Origin of the sequence: Streptomyces olivochromogenes (assembly GCF_021538895.1) — a bacterium.
GTDB lineage: Bacteria > Actinomycetota > Actinomycetes > Streptomycetales > Streptomycetaceae > Streptomyces > Streptomyces olivochromogenes_A.
The window spans coordinates 23,700-47,206 of sequence record NZ_JADDRL010000044.1; the positions used below are offsets into that span (position 1 = coordinate 23,700).

19 protein-coding genes and 1 riboswitch are annotated in these 23,507 nt (G+C 70.9%); of the genes, 12 read left to right on the forward strand and 7 right to left on the reverse strand.

The window, feature by feature from the left end:
- The first annotated feature begins 5 nt into the window (after positions 1 to 5).
- From nuoL to recQ, 4 genes are all read left to right on the forward strand, one after another.
- On the forward strand, positions 6 to 1,901 hold the full coding sequence (nuoL, locus tag IPZ69_RS22625; protein WP_235456103.1) for an NADH-quinone oxidoreductase subunit L: 1,896 nt from the start codon (positions 6 to 8) through the stop codon (positions 1,899 to 1,901).
- A 5-nt stretch (positions 1,902 to 1,906) separates the two neighbouring features.
- Entirely contained in the window at positions 1,907 to 3,478 is a 1,572-nt protein-coding gene (locus IPZ69_RS22630; protein WP_235456104.1) for an NADH-quinone oxidoreductase subunit M, read from the forward strand.
- A complete protein-coding gene (nuoN, locus tag IPZ69_RS22635) occupies positions 3,475 to 5,124 on the forward strand; it encodes an NADH-quinone oxidoreductase subunit NuoN (RefSeq protein WP_235456105.1) in 1,650 nt (549 codons plus the stop codon). The genes IPZ69_RS22630 and nuoN overlap by 4 nt, the downstream gene beginning before the upstream one ends.
- A gap of 204 nt (positions 5,125 to 5,328) precedes the next feature.
- Entirely contained in the window at positions 5,329 to 7,338 is a 2,010-nt protein-coding gene (recQ, locus tag IPZ69_RS22640; protein ID WP_235456145.1) for a DNA helicase RecQ, read from the forward strand.
- 42 nt (positions 7,339 to 7,380) lie between these two features.
- On the opposite strand, the gene IPZ69_RS22645 is transcribed toward recQ, so the two are convergent.
- From IPZ69_RS22645 to fahA, 4 genes are all read right to left on the reverse strand, one after another.
- On the reverse strand, positions 7,381 to 8,319 hold the full coding sequence (locus IPZ69_RS22645; protein WP_235456106.1) for a M56 family metallopeptidase: 939 nt from the start codon (positions 8,317 to 8,319) through the stop codon (positions 7,381 to 7,383).
- Between the two features lie 419 nt (positions 8,320 to 8,738).
- Positions 8,739 to 9,116: a GntR family transcriptional regulator gene (locus IPZ69_RS22650; protein ID WP_235456107.1), complete on the reverse strand. Its 378-nt coding sequence runs from the start codon at positions 9,114 to 9,116 to the stop codon at positions 8,739 to 8,741.
- Entirely contained in the window at positions 9,113 to 9,934 is an 822-nt protein-coding gene (locus IPZ69_RS22655; RefSeq protein WP_235456108.1) for a hypothetical protein, read from the reverse strand. Before IPZ69_RS22655 ends, IPZ69_RS22650 begins: the two co-directional genes overlap by 4 nt.
- A gap of 130 nt (positions 9,935 to 10,064) precedes the next feature.
- Positions 10,065 to 11,282 carry a fumarylacetoacetase gene (fahA, locus tag IPZ69_RS22660; protein WP_235456109.1) on the reverse strand — a complete coding sequence of 406 codons (1,218 nt, stop codon included), beginning with the start codon at positions 11,280 to 11,282 and terminating at the stop codon, positions 10,065 to 10,067.
- A gap of 234 nt (positions 11,283 to 11,516) precedes the next feature.
- On the opposite strand from fahA, the gene IPZ69_RS22665 reads away from it, so the two are divergent.
- The 3 genes from IPZ69_RS22665 (at position 11,517) to IPZ69_RS22675 (ending at position 14,970) form a co-directional block, all read left to right on the forward strand.
- Entirely contained in the window at positions 11,517 to 12,761 is a 1,245-nt protein-coding gene (locus tag IPZ69_RS22665) for a carboxylate--amine ligase (RefSeq protein WP_235456146.1), read from the forward strand.
- Positions 12,762 to 12,787: 26 nt separating this feature from the next.
- Complete coding sequence (locus tag IPZ69_RS22670) at positions 12,788 to 13,990, forward strand: FAD-dependent oxidoreductase (RefSeq protein WP_235456110.1); 1,203 nt, start codon at positions 12,788 to 12,790, stop codon at positions 13,988 to 13,990.
- A 173-nt stretch (positions 13,991 to 14,163) separates the two neighbouring features.
- Entirely contained in the window at positions 14,164 to 14,970 is an 807-nt protein-coding gene (locus IPZ69_RS22675) for an HAD family hydrolase (RefSeq protein ID WP_235456112.1), read from the forward strand.
- A 23-nt stretch (positions 14,971 to 14,993) separates the two neighbouring features.
- On the opposite strand, the gene IPZ69_RS22680 is transcribed toward IPZ69_RS22675, so the two are convergent.
- Entirely contained in the window at positions 14,994 to 15,479 is a 486-nt protein-coding gene (locus IPZ69_RS22680) for a transglycosylase SLT domain-containing protein (protein WP_235456113.1), read from the reverse strand.
- A 3-nt stretch (positions 15,480 to 15,482) separates the two neighbouring features.
- Positions 15,483 to 15,657, reverse strand: a riboswitch (cyclic di-AMP (ydaO/yuaA leader).
- 889 nt (positions 15,658 to 16,546) lie between these two features.
- Here IPZ69_RS22680 and IPZ69_RS22685 point away from each other — a divergent pair.
- The 5 genes from IPZ69_RS22685 to IPZ69_RS22705 all read left to right on the forward strand — a co-directional run bounded on the left by IPZ69_RS22685 (position 16,547) and on the right by IPZ69_RS22705 (position 22,145).
- Positions 16,547 to 17,557 carry a polyprenyl synthetase family protein gene (locus tag IPZ69_RS22685; RefSeq protein WP_235456114.1) on the forward strand — a complete coding sequence of 337 codons (1,011 nt, stop codon included), beginning with the start codon at positions 16,547 to 16,549 and terminating at the stop codon, positions 17,555 to 17,557.
- Positions 17,558 to 17,747: 190 nt separating this feature from the next.
- Positions 17,748 to 18,704 carry a CHRD domain-containing protein gene (locus IPZ69_RS22690; RefSeq protein ID WP_235456115.1) on the forward strand — a complete coding sequence of 319 codons (957 nt, stop codon included), beginning with the start codon at positions 17,748 to 17,750 and terminating at the stop codon, positions 18,702 to 18,704.
- A 260-nt stretch (positions 18,705 to 18,964) separates the two neighbouring features.
- Positions 18,965 to 20,224, forward strand: coding sequence for a LolA family protein (locus IPZ69_RS22695; protein ID WP_235456116.1), 1,260 nt, complete (start codon positions 18,965 to 18,967; stop codon positions 20,222 to 20,224).
- A gap of 33 nt (positions 20,225 to 20,257) precedes the next feature.
- On the forward strand, positions 20,258 to 21,238 hold the full coding sequence (locus IPZ69_RS22700) for an ABC transporter ATP-binding protein (RefSeq protein ID WP_235456117.1): 981 nt from the start codon (positions 20,258 to 20,260) through the stop codon (positions 21,236 to 21,238).
- Positions 21,225 to 22,145, forward strand: coding sequence for an ABC transporter permease (locus tag IPZ69_RS22705; RefSeq protein WP_374293684.1), 921 nt, complete (start codon positions 21,225 to 21,227; stop codon positions 22,143 to 22,145). Before IPZ69_RS22700 ends, IPZ69_RS22705 begins: the two co-directional genes overlap by 14 nt.
- A gap of 3 nt (positions 22,146 to 22,148) precedes the next feature.
- Here IPZ69_RS22705 and IPZ69_RS22710 read toward each other — a convergent pair whose 3' ends face one another.
- Both IPZ69_RS22710 and IPZ69_RS22715 read right to left on the reverse strand, forming a co-directional pair.
- Positions 22,149 to 22,748 (reverse strand): flavodoxin family protein, encoded by a 600-nt coding sequence (locus IPZ69_RS22710; protein WP_235456118.1) that lies wholly within the window; start codon positions 22,746 to 22,748, stop codon positions 22,149 to 22,151.
- A 106-nt stretch (positions 22,749 to 22,854) separates the two neighbouring features.
- On the reverse strand, positions 22,855 to 23,427 hold the full coding sequence (locus IPZ69_RS22715; protein ID WP_235456119.1) for a DUF6668 family protein: 573 nt from the start codon (positions 23,425 to 23,427) through the stop codon (positions 22,855 to 22,857).
- Between the last annotated feature and the right edge of the window lie 80 nt (positions 23,428 to 23,507).

Genomic DNA, 23,507 nt, shown 5'->3' on the forward strand with positions numbered 1-23,507 from the left:
GAATCGTGGAGAACCTGATTGCGCTGCTGATCGCGGCGCCCCTGCTCGGAGCGGCCGTCCTGCTGGTCGGCGGCCGGCGTCTGGACGCCGTCGGTCACTGGATCGGCACGCTCCTGTCGACCACGTCCTTCGTGTTCGGCGTGATCCTCTTCGCCGACCTGCTCGGCAAGGACGCCGAACACCGCACGCTCACCCAGCACCTGTGGACGTGGATCTCGGTCGGCAGCTTCCAGGCCGACGTCACCTTCCGCCTCGACCAGCTGTCGATGACGTTCGTCCTGCTGATCACCGGCGTGGGCTCGCTGATCCACCTCTACTCGGTCGGGTACATGGAGCACGACGAGCGGCGCCGCCGCTTCTTCGGCTACCTGAACCTGTTCCTCGCGGCGATGCTGCTGCTCGTCCTCGCCGACAACTACCTGCTGCTGTACGTCGGCTGGGAGGGCGTCGGTCTCGCCTCGTACCTGCTGATCGGCTTCTGGCAGCACAAGCCCAGCGCCGCGACGGCCGCGAAGAAGGCCTTCATCGTCAACCGCGTCGGCGACATGGGCCTGTCCATCGCGATCATGCTGATGTTCACGACGTTCGGGTCCTTCGCCTTCGGGCCGGTCTTCAGCCACGTCGGCGACACCTCCGAGGGCAAGCTCACCGCCATCGGCCTGATGCTGCTGCTCGCCGCCTGCGGCAAGTCCGCCCAGGTACCACTGCAGTCCTGGCTCGGGGACGCGATGGAGGGCCCGACCCCGGTCTCGGCCCTCATCCACGCCGCGACGATGGTGACCGCGGGCGTCTACCTGATCGTCCGCTCCTCCGCGATCTTCAACGCCGCCCCCGACGCGCAGCTGGCCGTCACCGTGGTCGGCGCGGTCACGCTGCTGTTCGGTGCGATCGTCGGTTGCGCGAAGGACGACATCAAGAAGGCGCTGGCCGGCTCGACCATGTCGCAGATCGGCTACATGGTGCTGGCGGCAGGCCTCGGCCCCATCGGCTACGTCTTCGCGATCATGCACCTGGTGACGCACGGCTTCTTCAAGGCCGGGCTGTTCCTCGGTGCCGGTTCGGTCATGCACGGCATGAACGACGAGGTCGACATGCGCAGGTACGGCGGCCTGCGGAAGTACATGCCGATCACGTTCATCACGTTCGGCCTCGGCTACCTCGCCATCATCGGCTTCCCGGGCCTGTCCGGCTTCTTCTCCAAGGACAAGATCATCGAGGCGGCCTTCGCCAAGGGCGGCACCGAGGGCTGGATCCTCGGCGGCGCGGCCCTGCTGGGCGCCGCCATCACCGCGTTCTACATGACGCGCGTGATGCTGATGACGTTCTTCGGCGAGAAGCGCTGGCAGCCGGACGAGAACGGCAACGAGCCGCACCCGCACGAGTCGCCCAAGGTCATGACGATCCCGATGGTCGTGCTGGCCTTCGGCTCGGTCTTCGCGGGCGGCCTGTTCAGCTTCGGCGACCGCTTCCTGGACTGGCTGGAGCCGGTCACCGGGCACAGTGAGGGCGACTCGCCGCTCAGTGCCGGGACGGTCACCGGCGCGACCATGGTGTGCCTGCTCATCGGCGTCGGCCTCGCGTACGCGCAGTACGGCCGCAAGCCCGTCCCGGCCGTCGCCCCGCGCGGGTCGCTGCTCACCCGGGCCGCCCGCCGCGACCTGCTCCAGGACGACTTCAACCACGTCGTCCTCGTCCGCGGCGGAGAACACCTCACGCGCTCCCTGGTCTACGTCGACCACACCCTGGTCGACGGGGTCGTCAACGGCACGGCGGCCACCTTCGGCGGCCTCTCCGGTCGGCTGCGCAAGCTGCAGAACGGCTTCGCTCGCTCCTACGCGGTCTCGATGTTCGGCGGCGCGGCACTCCTGGTCGCCGCGACCCTGCTGATGAGGGCGGTCTGATACCGATGTCCTTTCCTCTGCTGACAGCGACCGCGGTGCTCCCGGCCGTCGGTGCCGTCGCCACGGCCGCGGTACCGGCCTCGCGACGCACCGCCGCCAAATGGCTGGCGCTGCTGGTCACCCTCGCCACGCTGGCCCTGGCGATCGTCGTCCTGGTCCGCTTCGACCCGGACGGCGCCCGCTACCAGCTCACCGAATCCCACGCCTGGATCAAGGCGTTCGGGGTCCGCTACGAACTGGGCGTGGACGGCATCGCGGTCGCCCTCATCGCACTGACCGCCCTGCTGATGCCGTTCATCGTCCTCGCGGGCTGGCACGACGCCGACCCGCTGGAGACGGGCAGCCGCCGCTGGCGGCCGACACAGGGCTTCTTCGCCCTGATCCTGGCCGTCGAGGCGATGGTGATCATCTCCTTCGAGGCCACCGACGTCTTCCTCTTCTACATCTTCTTCGAAGCCATGCTGATCCCGATGTACTTCCTCATCGGCGGCTTCGGGGACCGTGCCCACGAGCACGGCGAGGAGGTGGCGTCGACGCAGCGGTCGTACGCCGCCGTGAAGTTCCTGCTCTACAACCTGGTCGGCGGTCTGATCATGCTGGCCGCGGTGATCGGCCTCTACGTGGTCGCCGGGAACTTCAGCCTCCAGGAGATCGCGCAGGCACGGGCCAACGGCTCGCTGGACATGGCGACGAACACCGAGCGCTGGCTGTTCCTGGGCTTCTTCTTCGCCTTCGCGGTGAAGGCGCCCCTGTGGCCGCTGCACACCTGGCTGCCCAACGCGATGGGGGAGGCCACCGCTCCGGTCGCCGTCCTCATCACCGCGGTCGTCGACAAGGTGGGCACCTTCGCGATGCTCCGCTTCTGCCTCCAGCTCTTCCCGGAGGCCAGCAAGTGGGCGACGCCCGCCATCCTCGTCCTGGCGCTCATCAGCATCGTCTACGGAGCGCTGCTCGCCGTCGGCCAGCGCGACATCAAGCGGCTGGTGGCGTACGCGTCGATCTCGCACTTCGGCTTCATCATCATGGGCATCTTCGCGATGACCACCCAGGGCCAGTCCGGCGCGACGCTCTACATGGTCAACCACGGCATCTCGACCGCCGCGCTGATGCTGGTGGCGGGCTTCCTGATCTCCCGGCGCGGTTCGCGGCTCATCGCGGACTACGGCGGTGTCCAGAAGGTCGCCCCGGTGCTCGCCGGCACGTTCCTGATCGGCGGCCTGGCGACGCTGTCCCTGCCCGGACTCGCGCCGTTCGTGAGCGAGTTCCTGGTCCTGGTCGGCACGTTCACGCGCTATCCGGCGATCGGCATCATCGCCACCTTCGGCATCGTGCTCGCCGCGCTCTACACCCTCGTCCTCTACCAGCGGACGATGACGGGCCCGGTGAAGCCGGAGGTCTCCGCGATGCCCGACCTCAGGGTGCGCGAGCTCGTCGTCGTCGCCCCGCTGGTCATTCTGCTGATCTTCCTGGGCGTCTACCCGAAGCCCGTCACGGACATCGTCAACCCCGCGGTCAAGCAGACCATGTCCGACGTACACAAGACCGACCCCAAGCCCTCGGTGGAGGCGGCCAAGTGAGCGCAACAGCCGTCCACAGCCTGTGGACAACCGCGGCCGAGCCGATCTCGAAGATCCCGACGCCGAAGATCGAATACGGACAATTGTCGCCGACCCTGATCATCGTCGGCGCGGCGGTCGTCGGGGTACTGGTCGAGGCGTTCGTGCCGCGCAGGTCCCGCTACTACGCCCAGGTGTTCGTGTCCGTCGTCGCGCTCTGCGCCGCCTTCGCCGCGGTGGTCGCCCTGGCGGCCGACGGCTACGGCACGACGAAGGCGCACATCGCGGCGATGGGCGCGATCGCGGTCGACGGGCCGTCGCTGTTCCTGCAGGGCACGATCCTGCTGGCCGGCCTGGTCGCCCTGTTCACCTTCGCCGAGCGGCGCCTGGACCCGGAGGCGCACGGCAACCGGGTCGACTCGTTCGCGGCGCAGGCCGCGTCCGTGCCGGGCAGCGAGGGCGAGAAGGCCGCGGTCAAGGCCGGGTTCACCACCACCGAGGTCTTCCCGCTGCTGCTCTTCGCGATCGCGGGCATGCTGGTCTTCCCCTCGGCCAACGACCTGCTGACCCTCTTCGTGGCCCTGGAGGTCTTCTCCCTCCCGCTGTACCTGCTGTGCGCGCTGGCCCGCCGCAAGCGGCTGATGTCGCAGGAGGCCGCGGTCAAGTACTTCCTGCTCGGCGCGTTCGCCTCCGCGTTCACGCTGTTCGGCATCGCGCTGCTGTACGGGTACGCGGGCTCGGTCTCCTACGGCACGATCGCGCAGGTCGTCGACGGTTCGGTGACCAACGTCGACCCGGCGCTGGCGAACACCATGGGCAACGACGCGCTGCTGCTCGTCGGCACCGCGCTGGTGGTGATGGGCCTGCTGTTCAAGGTCGGCGCGGTGCCGTTCCACATGTGGACGCCCGACGTCTACCAGGGCGCGCCGACTCCGGTGACCGGCTTCATGGCGGCAGCCACCAAGGTGGCGGCGTTCGGCGCGCTGCTCCGCCTGCTGTACGTCGTCCTGCCCGGCCTGCGCTGGGACTGGCGGCCGGTCATGTGGGCGGTCGCGGTCCTCACGATGCTGGGCGGTGCGATCGTCGCGATCACGCAGACCGACATCAAGCGGCTGCTGGCGTACTCGTCGATCGCGCACGCGGGCTTCATCCTCGCGGGTGTCATCGCGACCTCGAAGGACGGCGTGTCCTCCGTCCTCTTCTACCTGGCCGCGTACTCCTTCGTGACGATCGGCGCGTTCGCTGTGGTCACCCTGGTGCGCGACGCCGGCGGTGAGGCGACGCACCTGTCCAAGTGGGCGGGTCTCGGCCGCCGCTCGCCGCTGGTCGCGGCCGTGTTCGCGGTGTTCCTGCTGGCCTTCGCGGGCATTCCGCTGACCTCCGGGTTCGCCGGAAAGTTCGCGGTGTTCAAGGCGGCGGCGGAAGGCGGCGCGGCTCCGCTGGTGGTGATCGGTGTGATCTCCTCGGCGATCGCGGCGTTCTTCTACATCCGCGTGATCGTGCTGATGTTCTTCAGCGAGCCCCGTCCGGAGGGACCGACGGTCGCCGTACCGTCACCGCTCACCATGGCGGCGATCGGCGTCGGCGTGGCGGTGACGCTGGTACTCGGCGTGGCCCCGCAGTACTTCCTGGACCTGGCGAATCAGGCGAGCGTGTTCGTGCGCTGACGAACACGCGGCGATGCGTGACTGCCCGGCACCTCAGTGAGGGGTGCCGGGCAGTGGCATGCGAGACCACTCCCGTCGGTCACTGAATGCCGGTGACCGATTACGGCAGGGAATGAGCTCTCCCTGTGGATAACTCCGGCGCTGTCGGTGCGGAGCCCTATCGTGGACGCAGTGGTCGAGGGACGACGTACGGGGGACACGACGATGGGTGGGACGGGCGGGATCAGCGAGATGCCAGGGGCGACCGAGAGCGAGGCGCTGGCCACACTGCACCGGGTCTTCGGGTACGAGGCCTTCCGCGGTGAGCAGCAAGCCATCATCGAGCACGTGGTCGCGGGCGGCGACGCCGTCGTCCTCATGCCGACCGGCGGCGGAAAGTCGCTGTGCTACCAGATCCCGGCCCTGGTCAGACCCGGTACGGGAGTCGTGGTCTCCCCGCTCATCGCGCTGATGCAGGACCAGGTCGACGCACTGCGGGCACTCGGCGTGAACGCCGGGTTCATCAACTCCACCCAGGACTTCGACGAGCGGCGGGTGGTCGAGGCGGAGTTCCTGGCGGGCGAGCTGGACCTGCTCTACCTGGCGCCCGAGCGGCTGCGCCTGGACTCCACGCTGGACCTGCTGTCCCGCGGCAAGGTCGCCGTCTTCGCGATCGACGAGGCGCACTGTGTCTCCCAGTGGGGCCACGACTTCCGCCCCGACTACCTGGCCCTGTCCCTGCTGGGCGAGCGCTGGCCGGACGTCCCGCGGATCGCGCTCACGGCGACGGCCACCCGGGCGACGCACCAGGAGATCACGCAGCGGCTGCACATGCCGACGGCCCGCCACTTCGAGGCGAGCTTCGACCGGCCCAACATCCAGTACCGGGTCGTGCCCAAGGCCGACCCCAAGAAGCAGTTGCTCGCCTTCCTGCGCGAGGAGCACGCGGGCGACGCGGGCATCGTGTACTGCCTGTCGCGGAACTCGGTGGAGAAGACAGCCGAGTTCCTGAGCCGCAACGGCATCGAGGCGGTGCCCTATCACGCGGGCCTCGACGCGGGCACGCGCGCGGCGCACCAGTCCCGGTTCCTGCGTGAGGAGGGCCTGGTCGTGGTCGCCACGATCGCCTTCGGGATGGGCATCGACAAGCCGGACGTGCGGTTCGTCGCCCACCTCGACCTGCCGAAGTCGATCGAGGGCTACTACCAGGAGACGGGCCGCGCGGGCCGCGACGGGCTGGCCTCCACGGCCTGGATGGCGTACGGCCTCAACGACGTCATACAGCAGCGCAAGCTGATCCAGTCCGGCGAGGGCGACGAGGCGTTCCGCCGCCGGGCAGCCGCGCACCTGGACTCGATGCTGGCGCTGTGCGAGACCGCCCAGTGCCGCCGCGGCCAGCTGCTCGCCTACTTCGGCCAGGACCCGGACGCGGCGGGCTGTGGCAACTGCGACACCTGTCTCACACCGCCCGAGACGTGGGACGGCACGATCGCCGCGCAGAAGGTGCTGTCGACGGTGGTGCGGCTGCAGCGGGAGCGCGGGCAGAAGTTCGGCGCGGTGCAGATCGTGGACATCCTGCTCGGCAAGCGCACCGCGAAGGTGATCCAGTTCGACCACGACCAGCTGTCCGTGTTCGGTATCGGCGAGGACCTGGCCGAGGGCGAATGGCGGGGCGTCGTCCGGCAGTTGCTGGCACAGGGGCTGCTCGCGGTCGAGGGGGAGTACGGCACGCTGGTGCTCACCGAGGCGAGCGGGGCGGTGCTGCGGCGGGACCGGGAGGTGCCGCTGCGCAAGGAGCCGAAGAAGCCGGCGCGGGCGGCGTCGTCCTCCTCCGGCTCGTCCGGCCGGGGCGAGCGCAAGCCCAAGGCCGCCGTGGCCGAGCTGCCCGACGAGCTGCTCCCCGCCTTCGAGGCACTGCGCGCCTGGCGCGCCGAACAGGCCCGCGAGCAGGGCGTCCCGGCGTACGTCATCTTCCACGACGCCACGCTCAGGGAGATCGTCACGACGTGGCCCGGGTCGGTGCGGGAACTGGGCACGATCAGCGGGGTCGGCGAGAAGAAGCTGGCGACGTACGGCGACGGCGTGCTCGGGGTGCTGAACTCCCTGGACGCCCCGACCCAGGGCACGGCCGCCCAGGCACCGAACGCGGCCGCCCCGGCACCGGCGGGTGCCCAGGCCCCGGACGACGACTGGCCCGAGCTGGACGAGGAGCCGGAACCCGACGACTGGATATAGCCCGCTCGCTCCCGGGGGCGGCACCCCGCCCCCCTGGGGGGGTCAGGACAGCGCCGTCAGTCCCGGGGCGAAGGTGATCAGCAGCGGCAGGAGCGGGACCAGCGCGGCCACCGTCGTCGTCAGGGCGCGCTGCCTGCGCAGCAGCCTCGGCGGGGGCTCCAGGAGGCGGTCGACGCGTTCGCCGAGCAGGCGGCGGCTGGAGGCGCAGGAGAGGACTCCGCGGTGCTGGTTCAGCTCGATCAGCGCCAGGGCGGTCGTGAGGTGACCGCAGCGGCGGGAGGCCTCGTCGTCGGCGGCCAGTTCGACCAGGCGGTGGGTCTGGTCGCAGAAGTGGGCGAAGAGGGGGATGCGCGGGAAGCCCGTGGCCAACGCCGTCGAGAGGTGCAGCAGCCAGTCGTGGTGGGCGCGGGCGTGACCGCGCTCGTGGGTGAGGACGGCGTCCAGCTGGTGGTCGGTCAGGCGGTGCAGCGCACCGGTCGTCACGACCAGCTGCGGCGGGTGGCCCGGCATCCACCAGGCGTCCGGGTACTCGTCCTCCAGCACCAGCATGGGACCGCGCGCGGCAGGCAGGCCCGCGGGCAGGTCGGGGGCGCGTTCGCGCAGGTGCGCGCGGGTCTGTCCGCGGCGGCGGCGCGCCTCGGCCAGCTCACGGGCGAGCATCGCCGTCGTCCACGCGGCGCCGCCGGCCAGCAGCACGGTCAGGGCGACGGCCCAGACCGGCGCGGCGGAGAGGTCGTAGGCGGCGGTGACGGCGGGCGGCGCCGGGGCGAAGACATGGTCGCGCACGGTGTGGAAGACGGCCGCGGCGCCCAGGACCAGCGCGGCCAGGCAGCACAGCAGCACGGTGGCGACCAGGCACTGCCACACCCACAGCCCGACCACGGGTTCCCGCTCGGGCCACACGGCCCGGGTCAGCGCACGCGGCGCCGGGACGGCGGCCAACAGAGCGACGACGCTCAGCAGGAGCAGGCAGACGGTCATGCCGGGGGCTCCGGTTCCTGGTCGGAGGTGGGGGAGGGGCGTTCTTTGGTGCGGATGTGCGGGGTGTGCGGGGTGTGCTGGACATGCGAGGTGCGCGGGGGTGGTGCGAGTGGTGCTGGGGTGGTGCGGTGGTCCTACGGCGGGTGGTGCGCCGCCCAGTCGCGCGTGCGGTGCTGCGGCGGTCGTCCACCGGGTTCTGCGGCTCGTGGTGCTGTGCCCCGTCAGTATGACGGTGTCGGGCCGCGGGAGTCAGGAATCGGCGGAGAACCGGCCCCACATCCGCATCCGCTCCACCGCCGCTCCGCCGATCCCTCGCGTTTTCCCGATCGCACCGGCCGCTCGATCCGGCCCCTCGGGCCCGTCCCCGCCCTCCCTTGTTCCTCCGACTCCTCCTATGCCCCGACTCCTCCGACACCTGGTTACTCCTCCAACACCTGGCGCACCGCCCCCAGCACCGTCCCCGCGTCCGCCCCCATCGCCCGCGCCTCCGTCACGAACCGTCGTGCCAGTGTCGTCAGTTCGGCCGGATCCGGGCGCCGTGCCGGAGTCGGCAGGGGAGCCACCCGCGTGCCCGCGCCGCGCCGGGTGCGGATCAGGGAGGCCGATTCCAGCTCGCGGTAGGCCCGGGCGACCGTGCCCGCGGCCAGGCCCAGGTCGGACGCCAGCTGCCGTACCGTCGGCAGGCGTTCGCCCTCCGGCAGGCGCCCGGTGGTGATCAGTGCCGCGAGCTGGGCGCGGATCTGCTCGTACGGCGGGACGGGGCTGTCCGTGTCGACCCGCACGGCCGGGCCGCTCACCGGCGGGCTCCCTGGCGGTCTTCCTGGGGGGCGCGATGCTCGGAACGGCGGACCGCGCGCTGCGACCAGGTCGCCCGGGGCGAGCACACGGTGAAGAGCGTCCACGGCACGGTGACCAGCGCGACCAGGGCCAGCGGCCACAGCACCGCGTTGGCCACGGTCCCCACCGTCCCGTCGCAGGTCATGTTCAGCAGTGCGCCGGACGCCGTCGATGCCGCCCCCAGCAGGGAGGACGAGACCACGAGCCCCCAGGCCGCGACGATCGCGAGGGCGCGGTCGCGGCGGGACGCGTCGTCGCCGGGACGGGTGGCGATCCGCCGCAGGGACCAGCCGCAGGCGCCGGTGGCGACGGCGAGGGAGGCGAGCATCGGCAGGCCGTAGTGCAGCCCGGGCCAGGGGCCGTACGACTGGGTCACGCCCCGGCAGGTCAGGGTGAGGGCGCGGCCCGCCCGTCCGAGGTCGTCCGGCGAGGCCACCACGGCGGCCACGCCCAGCACCACCACCAGCGCACCCGCGAGCGCGATCAACAGCCAGGTCATCCGGGGCGGTACGTAGTCACGGACCCGGCGCGGCGTGAGGCCGGCCGTGCGGACGGCTCCCCGGGCCGGGGCGGTCAGCGCGTCCCCGACCAGCACTCCGGTCACCGCGCACAGCCCGAACGCCGGAATGGCGTACAGGATCCCGTCCCCGGCGTCGAGCGGGGACAGCAGGCGGGCCGCGAGCGCCCCGATCAGCAGGCCGCCCCAGCGGGCGTACCGGTCGAGGGGCGCGCGGGACGCCGTTGAAGGCAGAGGTGAAGGTGAATCGTGTACATCCATGACAAACCCCCCGATAAAGAAGCGTCTCGCACTCACCGCTTGTATCAAGCGGTGAGTACAAGATGCGGTCCCCGGCGGGCTTGTGTCAACTACTTGCTACAAGTGGCCGGTGCTTGTCGCAAGCGCCGGGTCAGCCGGCCACGATCCGCCCGGTCACCTCGCCCAGTCCGACCCGGGCCCCGTCCGGTCCCGGCGCCCACGCGGAGAGCGTCACCACGTCGCCGTCCTCCAGGAACGCCCGCTTCCCGTCCGGCAGTTCGAGGGGGTCCCGCCCGTTCCAGGTCAGCTCCAGCAGCGAACCGCGCTCGCGCTCGGTCGGCCCGCTCACGGTCCCCGACCCGTACAGGTCCCCGGTGCGCAGCGAAGCCCCGTTCACGGTCATGTGCGCGAGCTGCTGCGCGGCGGTCCAGTACATGGTGGAGAACGGCGGCTCGGACACGACGTGACCGTTGATCGCGACGGAGATCCGCAGGTCGTACCCGCCGGGCTCGACGCCGGAGCCGGTGTCGTCCAGGTACGGCAGCAGCGCGTGGGTCCGCTCCGGCGGCGCCACCCGCGCCTCCTCCAGGGCCTCCAGCGGGGTGATCCACGCCGACACGGACGTGGCGAAGGACTTGCCGAGGAACGGGCCGAGGGGGACGTACTCCCAGGCCTGGACGTCCCGCGCCGACCAGTCGTTCAGCAGGCACAGCCCGAACACGTGCTCCCGGAAGTCGCCCAGCGCCACCGGCCTGCCCATCTCGGACGGCACACCGACCACGAAGCCGACCTCGGCCTCGATGTCCAGGCGGACGGACGGGCCGAACACGGGAGCCGGGTCGCCGGGACCCTTGCGCTGCCCGGACGGCCGTACGACCTCCGTGTCCGAGACCACGATCGTGCCCGAGCGGCCGTGGTAACCGATCGGCAGGTGCTTCCAGTTGGGGGTCAGCGAGTCCTCGGCGTCCGGGCGGAAGATCTGGCCCACGTTCCGGGCGTGGTTCTCGGAGGCGTAGAAGTCGACGTAGTCGGCGACCTCGAAGGCCAGGTGCAGGGTCACCGAGGCCAGGGGGTGGAACAGCGGCTCGATCGTCTCGCGGTGCGAGGGCACCGTGACCCACGCGGTCAGCGCCCGCCGCACGTCCGACCAGGCCGTGCGGCCCGCCGCCAGCAGCGGGTTGAGGGTGGGGCGGGCGAGCAGGGAGGCGTACGGCGAGCCGAGCGCGGCGGCCGCGGCGCCCGCGTCGAGCACGTGGTCGCCGAGCCGGACGCCGACCCTCCGCTCCGGTGAGCCGGGGAGCGAGAACACGCCATAGGGAAGGTTGTGCGGCCCGAAGGGGTCGCCCTCGGGAACATCGAAGGGGGGCATGGGGTACTGCCTCACTCTCATCCGAGCCGTGCACGGCCCAACATTCCATGTGGTCGCGCCACACGTTACGGCCGAGTTGCGTGTCTTGGGCAGTGTCTAAAGAGTTCGCAATGTCCGAATAGGCCTTGTCGGAGGGTCTAATTCCGGCTTAGCGTCCTTTGGGGGACACGGCCGGGGTGAGTCCGGTCCGTTGGGGGACACGTGGGGGGACCCGTGGCCGGAAATGCCGTCAGTGTGCCTTTCGCGGCCGACCGTGATGTGCCGGGCCTGATCGTGAAGTTCGGCGACTACCCGCTGCACCACGGTGGCGTCGGAGCGATCCGCAGCCTGGGCCGTCTGGGCGTCCCCATGTACGCGATCACGGAGGACCGCTACACACCCGCGGCCTCCTCCCGCTATCTCAAACGCGCGTTCGTGTGGCCGACGAGCGGGGCCGAGGAGCCGGAGTACCTCGTCGAGGGGCTGCTCCGGATCGGCCGCCGCATCGGCCGCCCCACCGTCCTCGTCCCCACCGACGAAGAGGCCGCCGTCCTGATCGCCGAGCACCAGGACGCGCTCGGGACCCGGTTCCTCTTCCCGCGACTGGAGCCGGGCCTGCCGCGCCGCCTGGCCAGCAAGCAGGGGCTGCACGAGCTCTGCGTGGAACACGGCATCCCGAGTCCGACCTCGGCCTTCCCGCAGTCGTACGACGACATCGCCGCCTTCGCCGAGAAGGCATGCTTCCCGGTCGTGGCCAAGAACCGGGAGGCGTTCGTGCGGCGGAAACGGCCCGCCGTCAACGGGACCACGAGGATCGCCACCCGCGAGGGACTGCTCACCCTCGCCCGCGACTGGGGCGAGCAGCCCGGCGTCATCCTGCAGGAGTACCTGCCGAGGGAGCAGGCCGAGGACTGGATCGTCCACGCCTACTTCGGCGCGGACTCCACCCCGCTCGCCATGTTCACGGGCGTCAAGGTGCGCTCGTGGCCGCCGCACGCGGGGATGACGGCGAACGCGTACGTCGTCGACAACCCGGAACTCGCGGACCTCGCCGCGCGTTTCGTCAAACAGATCGGCTTCAGCGGCATCGTCGACCTCGACCTGCGCTTCGACCGCCGCGACGGCCGGTACAAACTCCTCGACTTCAACCCGCGCGTGGGCGCCCAGTTCCGGCTCTTCGAGAACGAGTCGGCGGTGGACGTCGTACGCGCCATGCATCTGGATCTGACCGGACGGACCGTTCCGGAGGGGGAACAGCGGGCCGGCCACCGGTACGTCGTGGAGAACATCGACCTCCCCGCCCTCCTCGCCTACCGCCGCAGCGGCTATACGACGCCGCACGCGCCGGCCCGGGCGAGCGGGACGGAGCTGGCCTGGCTGGCGGGTGACGACCCGCTGCCGTTCCTCACGATGCTGGCGCGCTTCGTGCGACCGGGCGCGAAGCACCTGTATCAGCTGTGGCGCACCAACCGCCGCGGCAGCAGTACCTCCACGAAGTAGGCACATCCGTCCTGGGGAGGGACTTCGTGATCGAACCGGTAGCAGTCATCGGCGCCGGACCCTTCGGCCTGTCCACCGCCGCGCACCTGCGAGGGCGCGGCATTCCGGTACGCGTCTTCGGCGATCCCATGGTGAGCTGGCGCGACCACATGCCCGCGGGCATGATCCTGAAGTCGACCCCGGCGGCCTCCAGCATCGACGCACCGCAGCCCGGGCACACCCTCGCCGACTACTGCGACGCGGCCGGCGTCCGCCGCCTGGTGACGGACGAGGACCTGATCTCCGTAGAGACCTTCATCGCCTACGGCGAGTGGTTCCAGCAGAAGCTGCTGCCCGACCTGGAGCGGGTGCGGGTCGTCTCGGTGGACCGCCGCACCGGCGGCGGGTTCGAACTCAAGCTGGACTCCGGCGAGTTGTTCGCCGCCCGCGCGGTCGTCGTCGCGACGGGCCTGTCCGGCCTGGCCCACCTCCCGGTGGAGCTGGCCGGCGCGGCGGTGGACGGACCCTCGGCCACGGGCCCGGTGTCCCACAGCTCCCAGCACCACGACCTCACCCGGTTCGCCGGCAAGGAGCTGATCGTCGTCGGCGCCGGACAGTCCGCGCTGGAGACGGCGGCGCTGGCCGCGGAGGCGGGCGCGCAGGTCCAGGTGGTCTCGCGCGGCCGGAGCAGGGTCGCCTTCGGCGCCCCGCCGTGGAGCCAGCCGAGGCTGCGCCCCGAGTCCCCGTTCGGCCGCGCCTGGTCCCTGTGGGCGCTCAGCTACTACCCCCACCCCTACCGCTATTTCCCGGCTCAGGTCCGCCACTACCTGGTCCGCCGCGTCCTCGGCCCGCTCGGCGCCTGGTGGCTGCGCGACCGCTTCCAGGACAAGGTGCGGGTCGAGGAGGTCGAGAGCGTGCTCGGCGCGGACGCTCCCGACGGCGCCCCGGTCCTCACGGTCCGCACCCACGCCGGCGCCACCCGCCAGCTGGCCGCCGACCACGTCATCGCGGCCACCGGCTACCGCGTCGACATCGCGGCGATGGACTTCCTCGGCCACGAACTGCGCACCCGGCTCGCCGTCAGCCGCGGTGCCCCGAAGCTCGGCGCCGGCTATGTCTCCTCGGTCCCCGGCCTCTACTTCACCGGTCTTCCGGCCGCCGCGTCCTACGGCCCGGTGATGCGCTTCGTCTGCGGCACGGAGTTCGCCTCCGGCCGGCTGTCGAAACACCTGGCCGCGGCGCACGGCTGAGCGCAGGCGGTGCGGGCGGGGCCGCGGTCTCGTCGTCCGGGGCGTTCTCGCGACCGGCGCCCTCGAACCACGGTCCGGGCCCCTCGCACACCGCCATCTCGGAGTCATCGGGCCTCACTTGGGGCCGAAACACACCGTGAGTCCCGGGGGCGTGGTGTCCGTATTCTCTGATCATGGCCGTACTCCCTGCTTATGCACTCATCGCCACCGACCTGGACGGGACGCTGCTCCGCGGCGACGACACCCTCTCCGACCGGTCCCGTGCCGCGCTCGCGCGGGCGACGGAGGCCGGTGCGCGGCACCTCGTCGTGACGGGGCGCCCGGCGCCGCGCGTACGGCCGCTGCTCGACGACCTCGGCAGCACGGGGCTCGCGGTGTGCGGACAGGGCGCGCAGTTGTACGACGCCGGCGCGGGCCGGCTGCTGTGGTCGGTCACCCTGGACCGGGAGCTGGCCGAGACCGCGCTCGGCAAGATCGAGGCCGAGGTGGGTCAGGTGTACGCGGCCGTCGACCAGGACGGGGTGGACGGGCTCACGCTCATCGAGCCCGGGTATCTGATGCCCCACCCGACCCTGCCCGCCGTGCGGGTCGGGCGGCGCGACGACCTGTGGTGCGCGCCGATCAGCAAGGTCCTGCTGCGCCATCACGCCCTGTCCGACGACGAGTTGGCGCGGACGGCACGCGCGGTGGTGGGTTCGCTGGCCACGGTCACCATGTCGGGGCCGGGGACCGTGGAGCTCCAGCCCTGCGGCATCACCAAGGCGACCGGCCTGGCGCTGGCCGCCGAACACCTCGGTCTGAGCGCCGAACGGGCCATCGCCTTCGGGGACATGCCCAATGACATCCCCATGTTCCGCTGGGCGGCTCACGGCGTGGCGATGGCCAACGCCCATCCCGAACTCAAGGCGGTGGCCGACGAGATCACGAAGTCGAACGAGGACGACGGCATCGCCGTCGTCCTCGAAAGGCTCTTCGCGTAGCTCTACCGCTTCGGGTGGACGCGTCAGTACGCGCTGTTGACGTTGTCCATCGAGCCGTACCGCGCGGCCGCGTAGTTGCAGGCGGCGGTGATGTTCGCGATCGGGTCGTAGATGTCGAACGACGTGCCGGCCACGTGGTACGTGTTGAACGTCGGGTCGATGACCTGCAGCAGGCCCTTGGACGGGATGCCCTTGGCCGCGTTGGAGTCCCACAGGTTGATGGCCCGCGGGTTGCCGGACGACTCGCGCATGATGTTGCGGTAGATCCCGTTGTACGAGCCCGGAATGTGCTTCTCCGCCATGATCGCGAGGGACTCGCGGATCCAGCCGTCGAGGTTGTTCGGGTACCCGGCGAGCGTCGTGGAGGGGGTGGTGGCCGTGGGGGCGGCCGAGGCGGCGGTCGCGCCGACGAGCGGGACGGCGAGCACCGTGACACCGGTGCCGACGAGGGCGACCTTGCGGATGAGGCGGGACGAGCGGGTGCTGGTGTGCTGAGCGGCAGCAGACATGGCGAAGTTCCTCTCCGTCGCCTACGAGGTGAGCTGTCGGGTTCGGGCGGGGAGGTGCCCGGCCGTACCACCGTGAGGTGGCACGGACTTCACCCCGAGCCGTTCCGGTGCGACATGTGCCGACCGGTCCGGCGACTTACCTGGGTTCCCCCGCTCCTGCCTACGGCGAATGAGTTCGTCGATGGGTGCGTAGGGCGGCGGCAGGATTCGGCGTTCCGCCCGACAGCCCGGAAGCTATGCGAGAGCACATGTCGGGAACAAGACTCGGAATCACACAACGCACCGATTGACCTTGATCTGAGGCGTATGGGGTGCTTGATCCTTTGCGGTTGCCAAGCCTCAACTGGCCGACGCGGCAAGGTGAAATGGGTCAAAGGGGGCTCTGGCGGCCCGATGGGGCAGAGTGACCCAATTCACGGAATAAGGCCGGAATAACATTCACGGCAAAGCGGACATGAGGGTCGGAAGGGGGTTTCGTGAGAACGACGGAAGAGTTCTTTTCCCGCGTTCGGCGGAATGGGCCCACCACCCCTTGTGAGTCGTTTTGTCCGATACCGGAAGTGGTCCGTATCACAGGCGCGCCGCGCCTGCGGTCGCTCGGGTTGGGCCGGACGGCGGACGGTGCCGCCGTTTGCTCCGACGGGTGAGTCGGTGGGTGGGGTGGAGCGACGGATGGGCCGACGGGCGGACCGGAAGGTGAGCGGGGGCGTGAAGGGGGTGAGGCCCTCCGGATGGTGGAACCCGCCGGGCGGGGCCCGTCGTTGTCCTGATGGTCGCCGCCGGAGCGGGCCCCGGCGGCCGCCGTGAGCGGCTCGGACATGAGGGCCGTCATTCGGACGAATGGGTAAGTAGACGGACAAAGAGTGTCGCATCGACTGGAGTCGATAAATATTTGGTCATATCGACTGATCGAAAACATACCGGTCGTGCTCCGATAGCGCCCGGGCTGGACGGGTGGGCGCTATCGGTGATCGAAACCTGACCGGATACGCTGACTTGAGTGATGGCAGCGACCTATCGACAAACCGCGTAACCGCCAGCAGACACCAGCAGACAGGAGACCCCTCGTGACCGTCGTCGGGCCGTTCGGGCTGAGCGTGCGGGACCAGGCTCTGGAAGCCGATGTCCAGGCCGGATTGGCGGCTGTCGAGGAAGGCTTGCTCGAAGCCACCAAGAGTGAGGTCCCGTTCATCACGGAGGCCGCGCAGCACTTGGTGCGGGCCGGCGGGAAGCGGTTCCGGCCGCTGCTCGTGATGCTCGCGGCCCGGTTCGGTGACCCGTACGCGCCGGGCATCGTGCCCTCGGCCGTGGTCGTCGAGCTGACCCACCTCGCGACCCTGTACCACGACGACGTGATGGACGAGGCGCTGGTGCGCCGCGGTGTGGACAGCGCGAACACCCGCTGGGGCAACTCGGTCGCCGTCCTCACGGGTGACTTCCTCTTCGCCCGCGCCTCCCAGATCCTCGCCGACCTCGGCCCCGAGGCGGTCCGGGTCCAGGCCCTCGCGTTCGAGCGGCTCGTCACCGGGCAGATCCTGGAGACCGCGGGACCGACGGACGGTCGGGATCCGGTCGAGCACTACCTGGACGTACTGGGCGGCAAGACGGGCTCGCTGGTGGCCGTGTCGTGCCGGTTCGGCGCCATGATGTCCGGGGCCGACGAGACGGTGGTCGACGTCCTCACCCAGTACGGCGAACGGCTCGGTGTGGCCTTCCAGCTGGCGGACGACGTGCTCGACATCGCCAGCGACTCGCACGAGTCCGGGAAGACGCCGGGGACGGACCTGCGCGAGGGTGTCGCGACCCTGCCCGTGCTGCGGCTGCGGGAGCGGGCCGCGCGGCTGGGGCTGGCCGAGGACCTCGCGCTGTGCGAGCTCCTCGCCTCCGACCTCACCGACGACGCGCGGCACGCGGAGGCGCTGGCCGCGCTCCGCGTCCACCCCGCGCTGGAGCAGGCCCGGCGGGACACGGTGCGGTACGCGGAGGACGCGCGGGCGGCGCTGGCGCCGCTGCCGGAGTGCGACGCGAAGGCCGCGCTGATGGAACTCTGCGACGCGGTGGTGCACCGGGCCGCGTGAGGCCGCTCGCCACGGGGCCGGGTGAGTGTCACTCGGCCCCTATCTCGTCGTCGTAGCCGCTTGACCAGCCTTTCTCCCTTCTGTGACCCAGGTCACATTCCTGGACTGAGTCTAATCTCGGATCCCTTCGTACTCATGCCCAGAAGCTGACGCAGGGGGCGTCAGCCGCATACGGGGAGAAAACCGAATCATGGGTATGAACCGATCCTTCTTCGCGCGCCGCAACGGTCTCGTCGCCACCGCCGTCACGATCGCCGCGTGCGCCGGTGTCGTCGGCGCGGTGGCGCCGGCCTCCGCCACCGAGAACACCGGCAATACCGGCAAGGAAGCGACCGTCCTCGTCGCGAGCCTCCGCGGCGCCAACGAGGTCCCGGTCAAGGGCGGCCCCGCCGTGGGGGACAAGGACGGCGCGGCGCTGGAGTTCATCAAGGTCAAGGGGGACAAGGTGTCCGTCGCCGTGGCCTGGCGCGGCACCGGCAGGCCGACCGACCTGCACATCCACCAGGGCGCCAAGGGCACCAACGGCGGCGTCAAGATCGACTTCGGCAAGGTGCTGAAAGAGGGGCACAAGGGCCGGTACTCCGTGTCCGGGAGCGTCCGGGTGACCGACGCCGCCCTCCTCAAGCAGCTCACGAACGACCCCGGCGCGTTTTACGCCAACCTCCACACCGCCGAATTCCCGGGCGGAGCCGTCCGCGGACAGCTCCACAAGGTCACCACCGCCATGGACTTCCGGCACGCGCTCGGCGGCTTCCAGGCCTCCGTGGTCAAGGGCAAGCAGATCTACGAGTGCAAGCCCGCCGAGGGCGGCGGCTACGCCTTCGGGCAGCGCGACGTCAGCGCCCTGCTCGGCGGCCACATCCGGCACTCCTTCGTGAAGCCCAACTCCGGTACCCCGCAGTGGGTCGCGCCGGACGGAAGCGCCGTCACGGGCGCCGTGATCACCAAGACGCCCAACGGGGCCGGCAACATCCCCGAGCTGGACCTCAAGGCCACCCGGTCCGGAAAGCACCACGGGCTGCTCGCCGGCACCACCGAGATCCTCCGGCTGAACACGGTCGGCGGAGTCGCCCCGACCGGCTCCTGCGCGCCGGGCACCATCGCCGCCGTGCCCTACCAGGCGGACTACGTCTTCGTGCAGCACTGAGCCCGCACGCCGGTCTCCGACACCCGGCGGCGCCTCCCCGTACGACCCGTACCCCTACGGGTCGGGGGAGGCGCCTCCTCCTCGTGTCATACCGCAGGCGTACACGGAGTTGGCTCCGCAGTCTGACGCTTCCTCACGGCCGATTTGGTCAGATGGAAACCACGGAAATCACCACTGCTCACCGATTCGGGTGAGAATGGCGGCTCAGGGTGGGACAGAGCGTGAGGACAGCCGCCGCCGACGACGGAGGTAAGGCACACATGGCACCGTACGAATCCGACGACAACACGGGCGCGCCGGAGGCCGACGAGCTCCCCACCGGACGGCGCAAGGCCGCTCGGTACGCCGTGCCGGTCGCGGTGGTGGGGCTGGCGGCTGCGACCATCGGGCTGGTCCCGGCACTCGCCGACTCCGGCGACCCCGACCTGCCGAAGATCACCGCGCAGCAGCTCATCGAGAAGATCGCCAAGTCGGACGTGGAGCAGTTGTCCGGCACCGTGCGGATCAACACGGACCTTGGTCTGCCCAACCTCGGCGGCCTGGAGAGCGGCCTGGTCTCGGGCGCCACCCGGTCGGGCGACGGCTCGTCCGCCGACCCGACGGCCAAGCTCACCGAGCTCGTCTCCGGCTCCCACACCCTGCGTGTCGCCACGGACGGCCCGGACCGGCAGAAGCTCTCGCTGATCGAGAGCGCCGCCGAATACAGCCTCATCCACAACGGCAAGGACGTCTGGGGCTACGACAGCAAGTCCAACGAGGTCTACCACGGCACGGCCGAGGAGGCGGGCAAGGACCACCGCGGCCAGGAGCCGCCGGCCACGCCCAAGGACTTCGCCGACGAGGCGCTGAAGTCGGTCGACGACACCACGTCCGTGACCGTCGACGGCACCGCGCACGTCGCCGGCCGGGACGCCTACAAGCTGCTGATCAAGCCCAAGCAGTCCGGCACCACGGTCGGCGCGATCAGCATCGCCGTGGACGCGAAGACGGGCATGCCGCTGAAGTTCACGCTCACCCCGGCCGCCGGCGGCGCCGCCGTGTTCGACACGGGCTTCACGCAGGTCACCTTCGCCAAGCCGGCCGCCTCGACCTTCGACTTCACTCCGCCCAAGGGTGCCAAGGTCACCGAGGAGGGCGATGCCTCGAAGGCGCCCGGGTCGGACAAGGGCCTCCCGAAGGCCGGCGACGACCTCGGCGCGGGGCTCGGCGAGAGCTTCGGCAAGGACTTCGGCAAGGGCACGGACGGCAGCGACGGCTTCAAGGTCCTCGGCAAGGGCTGGAACTCGATCGCCACCTTCGACACCGGCTCCGAGGGCGGCATACCGTCCGGCGCCGGCGCCGGCGGCGGTGACCTGGGCGGCTTCCTCGGCTCGCTCGGCGACAAGGTGAGCGGCAAGTTCGGCAAGGGCACGGTCTTCTCCACCCGCCTGATCAACGCCCTGATCACGGACGACGGCAAGGTGTACGTCGGTGCCGTGACCAAGAACGCCCTGGTCGAGGCGGCGAACGCGGCGAAGTAGGTACCCCTGGCGCACGACGAATCGAGGGAGCCGATGGACGAAGTGTCCGCCACGGAGCCGGATCCGGGCGCGGGCGACGCGGAGCACGGCGTCATCCAGACCCGCGGCCTCACCAAGCGCTACCGCGGCGGACAGCTCGCCGTCGACGGTCTCGACCTGACCGTCCCGGCGGGCAGCGTCTTCGGCTTCCTCGGTCCGAACGGCTCGGGCAAGACCACCACCATCCGCATGCTGATGGGCCTCATCGAGCCCACCTCGGGCACGGCGCGGTTGCTCGGCCGTCCCATGCCGCGCGCCTCCCGCGCCGTGCTGCCGCACGTCGGCGCGCTCATCGAGGGACCCGCGCTGTACGGCTTCCTGTCCGGCAAGGACAACCTCCTGCGGTACGACGCCGCCGACCCGACCGCCGACCCGCGCACCCGGCGCGCCCGCGTCGCGGCGGCACTGGACCGGGTGGGGCTGACGGCCGCCGCGGGCAAGAAGGCGAAGGCCTACTCCCTGGGCATGAAGCAGCGCCTGGGGCTGGCGGCCGCGCTGCTCCAGCCGCGCAGACTGCTCGTCCTCGACGAGCCGACCAACGGGCTCGACCCGCAGGGCATGCGCGAAATCCGGTCGCTGGTGCGGGAGCTGGCCTCCGACGGCACGACCGTCTTCCTCTCCTCCCACCTCCTCGACGAGATCGAGCAGGTGTGCACGCACGCGGCGGTCATGGCACAGGGACGGCTCATCACACAGGGCGCGGTGGCCGACCTGGCGGCGGGGGCGCGCGGCCGGCTGGTCGTGACCACGCCGGACACCGGGGACGCGGCCCGGGTACTGAAGGAACAGGGAGTCGCCGACGTCGTGGTGGCCGAGGACCGGGTGACCGCGGAGCCGCCCGAGGGCGAACTCGCCGAGCTGAACGCCGCGTTGGTGACGGCGGGCGTCCGGGTCCGCGGCTTCGTGGTCGAACGGGCCTCGCTGGAGGACGCGTTCGTGGCACTGACCGGGGAGGGTTTCGATGTCGCGGGCTGAGACGCCGATGCGACAGGCCGGGGCCGAGCCGCCGGAGGTGGCCGCGCCCGGGGCCGTGCGCGCCCCGAGCCCGCTGTGGACCTTCGGTCTGCTGCGCAACGAGCTGGTCACCACGTTCCGGCGCTGGCGCACGCTCGCCCTGCTGGGCGTGCTGGCGGCGGTACCGGTGCTGGTCGGGATCGCCGTGAAGATCGAGACACGGGACGGGTCCTCGGCCGGCGGGGGCGGCGGCGCGGGACCGGCCTTCATCGCGCAGATCACCAACAACGGTCTGTTCCTGGTGTTCACGGCGCTCGCGGCCACGCTGCCGTTCTTCCTGCCCATGGCGATCGGCGTCGTCGCGGGCGACGCGATCGCGGGCGAGGCCAACGCGGGGACCCTGCGCTATCTGCTGGTCGCCCCCGCCGGCCGCAGCCGCCTGCTGCTCACCAAGTACGCGACGGTGATGGCCTTCTGCCTCGTGGCCACCCTCGTCGTCGCCGTCGCCGCGTTGATCATGGGTGCGCTGCTCTTCCCGCTGGGCGAGTTGACGACCATCTCCGGCACCCGGATCAGCTTCGCCGACGGCCTCGGCAGGGCGCTGTTGATCGCCCTGGTCGTCGCGGCGTCACTGACTGGAATCGCCGCCCTCGGCCTGTTCATATCGACCCTGACCAACAGCGGGATCGCGGCGATGGCGACCACGGTGGGCCTGCTGATCACCGTCCAGATCCTCGACCAGATCCCCCAGCTGCACGCGCTCCAGCCGTACTTCTTCTCCCACTACTGGCTGTCCTTCGCCGACCTGATGCGCGAGCCCGTCTACTGGGACAACCTCGTCAACAACCTCGGCCTGCAGGCCCTGTACGCCGGGGTGTTCGGCTCGGCGGCCTGGGCGCGCTTCACGACGAGGGACGTCACCGCGTAAGACTCAGACGGCGGGCGCCACGGCGTCGTACGGGAATCGCGCGAGCGGCGCCTCCCGGGCGAAGAAGGTCTTCGCACGCGCCAGCGCCTCCGCGTCCCGCAGGACGTCCCCGGGCGCGCTGCCGTTGCCCAGCAGCACCCCGCCGAAGCGCATCCGTAGGTAGGCGGCCGAGTGGTTGAGCGTGCCGATCAGCGGGTCGGCCACCTCCGGCTCCCGGTGGGCGAGCGCGGTGACGCCCCACAGCGTGCGCCCCGCCAGGGTCGCCTTGAAGTCGGCGCCGGGAGTGCGCAGCCAGCCGGACCAGTGGTCCAGGTAGCGCTTGGTGAGGGCGGACACCGAGTACCAGTACAGCGGCGAGACGATCACTATGTCCGTGGCCGCGAGCGTGGCGTCCAGATACAGGCCGGCGGTGCTGTTCGAGGGCGGCCGGACGTGGTCGCTGTCGTGCCGCAGGTCCACGAAGTCGGGCAGCGGGTGCTCGGCCAGGCTGATCCACTGCTGCTCCACGTCCGCGGGCAGCTGCTCGGCGGCCTTTTGGGCCAGCAGCTCGGAGTTGCCGTCGGTGCGGGCGCTGCCCAGAACGAACAGGAAGCGGCGGGTCATGTGGTCCCCCAGACGGATCGGCGTACGCGAACCTCGAATGCAAGCGTGTGCATTATATGCATACGCAAGAAAATCGCGCGAGAGGGCCGAGGCCGCCACGGCTTTCTCAGAACGGGCGTCGCCCGGCCGCCCGCCCGGCCCCCGTCAGCCGCAGCAGCGCGTCGGTCCCGCGGGGCGCCCCGCCGCTGAGATCCCCGAGGCGCCAGTCCTCCACCCACGGCACGCGGTACACGTCGACGACCGACTCGATCGCCCCGACCTGCCGGTCGAGCGGCTTCGGCAGCCGCCCCGGCGCGTCCGCGACCAGGACGACGGCGTCCAGATCCAGGCCGAGCGGTGCGCCACCCCGGCGGAACGCCTCCACGGCGTACACGGCGGAGGTCAGCCCGGCCGCGTGCGTACGGGCGACGAGCAGCACCGAGGGCGGGGCGCCGGGACCCGGCCAGTCGCGTCCGCAGTCCTGGCCGCCGTACACCGCGGCGAGGGTGCTGGTGCCCGCGCCGCCGTGGGTGCCGACCCAGGAGTAGTGCCGGACGGAGACGGGGACCTGGGCGGACGGGGCGAGGGAGCCCCACCTCGCTTCTCGCTCCCGCTCGGCGACCGGTCCGCGGATCCAGATCTCCGGCCCCGGACGCGGATCCGGTTCAGGGTTCGGCCTCTGCCGACCGCGTGGCTGCATGCCGGCGCTCCTTCCTGGTGCGAGTCTGTGACGTCGCGGTTACGTGGGAACCGTAGCGAGCGGAGAGACTCGACAGTACG

Bases quoted from the DNA above. Each gene is read 5' to 3' on its own strand.
- IPZ69_RS22630 (WP_235456104.1), top strand. From the start codon at position 1,907: ATGTCCTTTCCTCTGCTGACAGCGACCGCGGTGCTCCCGGCCGTCGGT.
- recQ (WP_235456145.1), top strand. From the start codon at position 5,329: ATGGGTGGGACGGGCGGGATCAGCGAGATGCCAGGGGCGACCGAGAGC.
- IPZ69_RS22645 (WP_235456106.1), bottom strand. From the start codon at position 8,319: ATGACCGTCTGCCTGCTCCTGCTGAGCGTCGTCGCTCTGTTGGCCGCC.
- IPZ69_RS22655 (WP_235456108.1), bottom strand. From the start codon at position 9,934: ATGGATGTACACGATTCACCTTCACCTCTGCCTTCAACGGCGTCCCGC.
- fahA (WP_235456109.1), bottom strand. From the start codon at position 11,282: ATGCCCCCCTTCGATGTTCCCGAGGGCGACCCCTTCGGGCCGCACAAC.
- IPZ69_RS22675 (WP_235456112.1), top strand. From the start codon at position 14,164: ATGGCCGTACTCCCTGCTTATGCACTCATCGCCACCGACCTGGACGGG.
- IPZ69_RS22680 (WP_235456113.1), bottom strand. From the start codon at position 15,479: ATGTCTGCTGCCGCTCAGCACACCAGCACCCGCTCGTCCCGCCTCATC.
- IPZ69_RS22690 (WP_235456115.1), top strand. From the start codon at position 17,748: ATGGGTATGAACCGATCCTTCTTCGCGCGCCGCAACGGTCTCGTCGCC.
- IPZ69_RS22695 (WP_235456116.1), top strand. From the start codon at position 18,965: ATGGCACCGTACGAATCCGACGACAACACGGGCGCGCCGGAGGCCGAC.
- IPZ69_RS22700 (WP_235456117.1), top strand. From the start codon at position 20,258: ATGGACGAAGTGTCCGCCACGGAGCCGGATCCGGGCGCGGGCGACGCG.
- IPZ69_RS22705 (WP_374293684.1), top strand. From the start codon at position 21,225: ATGTCGCGGGCTGAGACGCCGATGCGACAGGCCGGGGCCGAGCCGCCG.
- IPZ69_RS22710 (WP_235456118.1), bottom strand. From the start codon at position 22,748: ATGACCCGCCGCTTCCTGTTCGTTCTGGGCAGCGCCCGCACCGACGGC.
- IPZ69_RS22715 (WP_235456119.1), bottom strand. From the start codon at position 23,427: ATGCAGCCACGCGGTCGGCAGAGGCCGAACCCTGAACCGGATCCGCGT.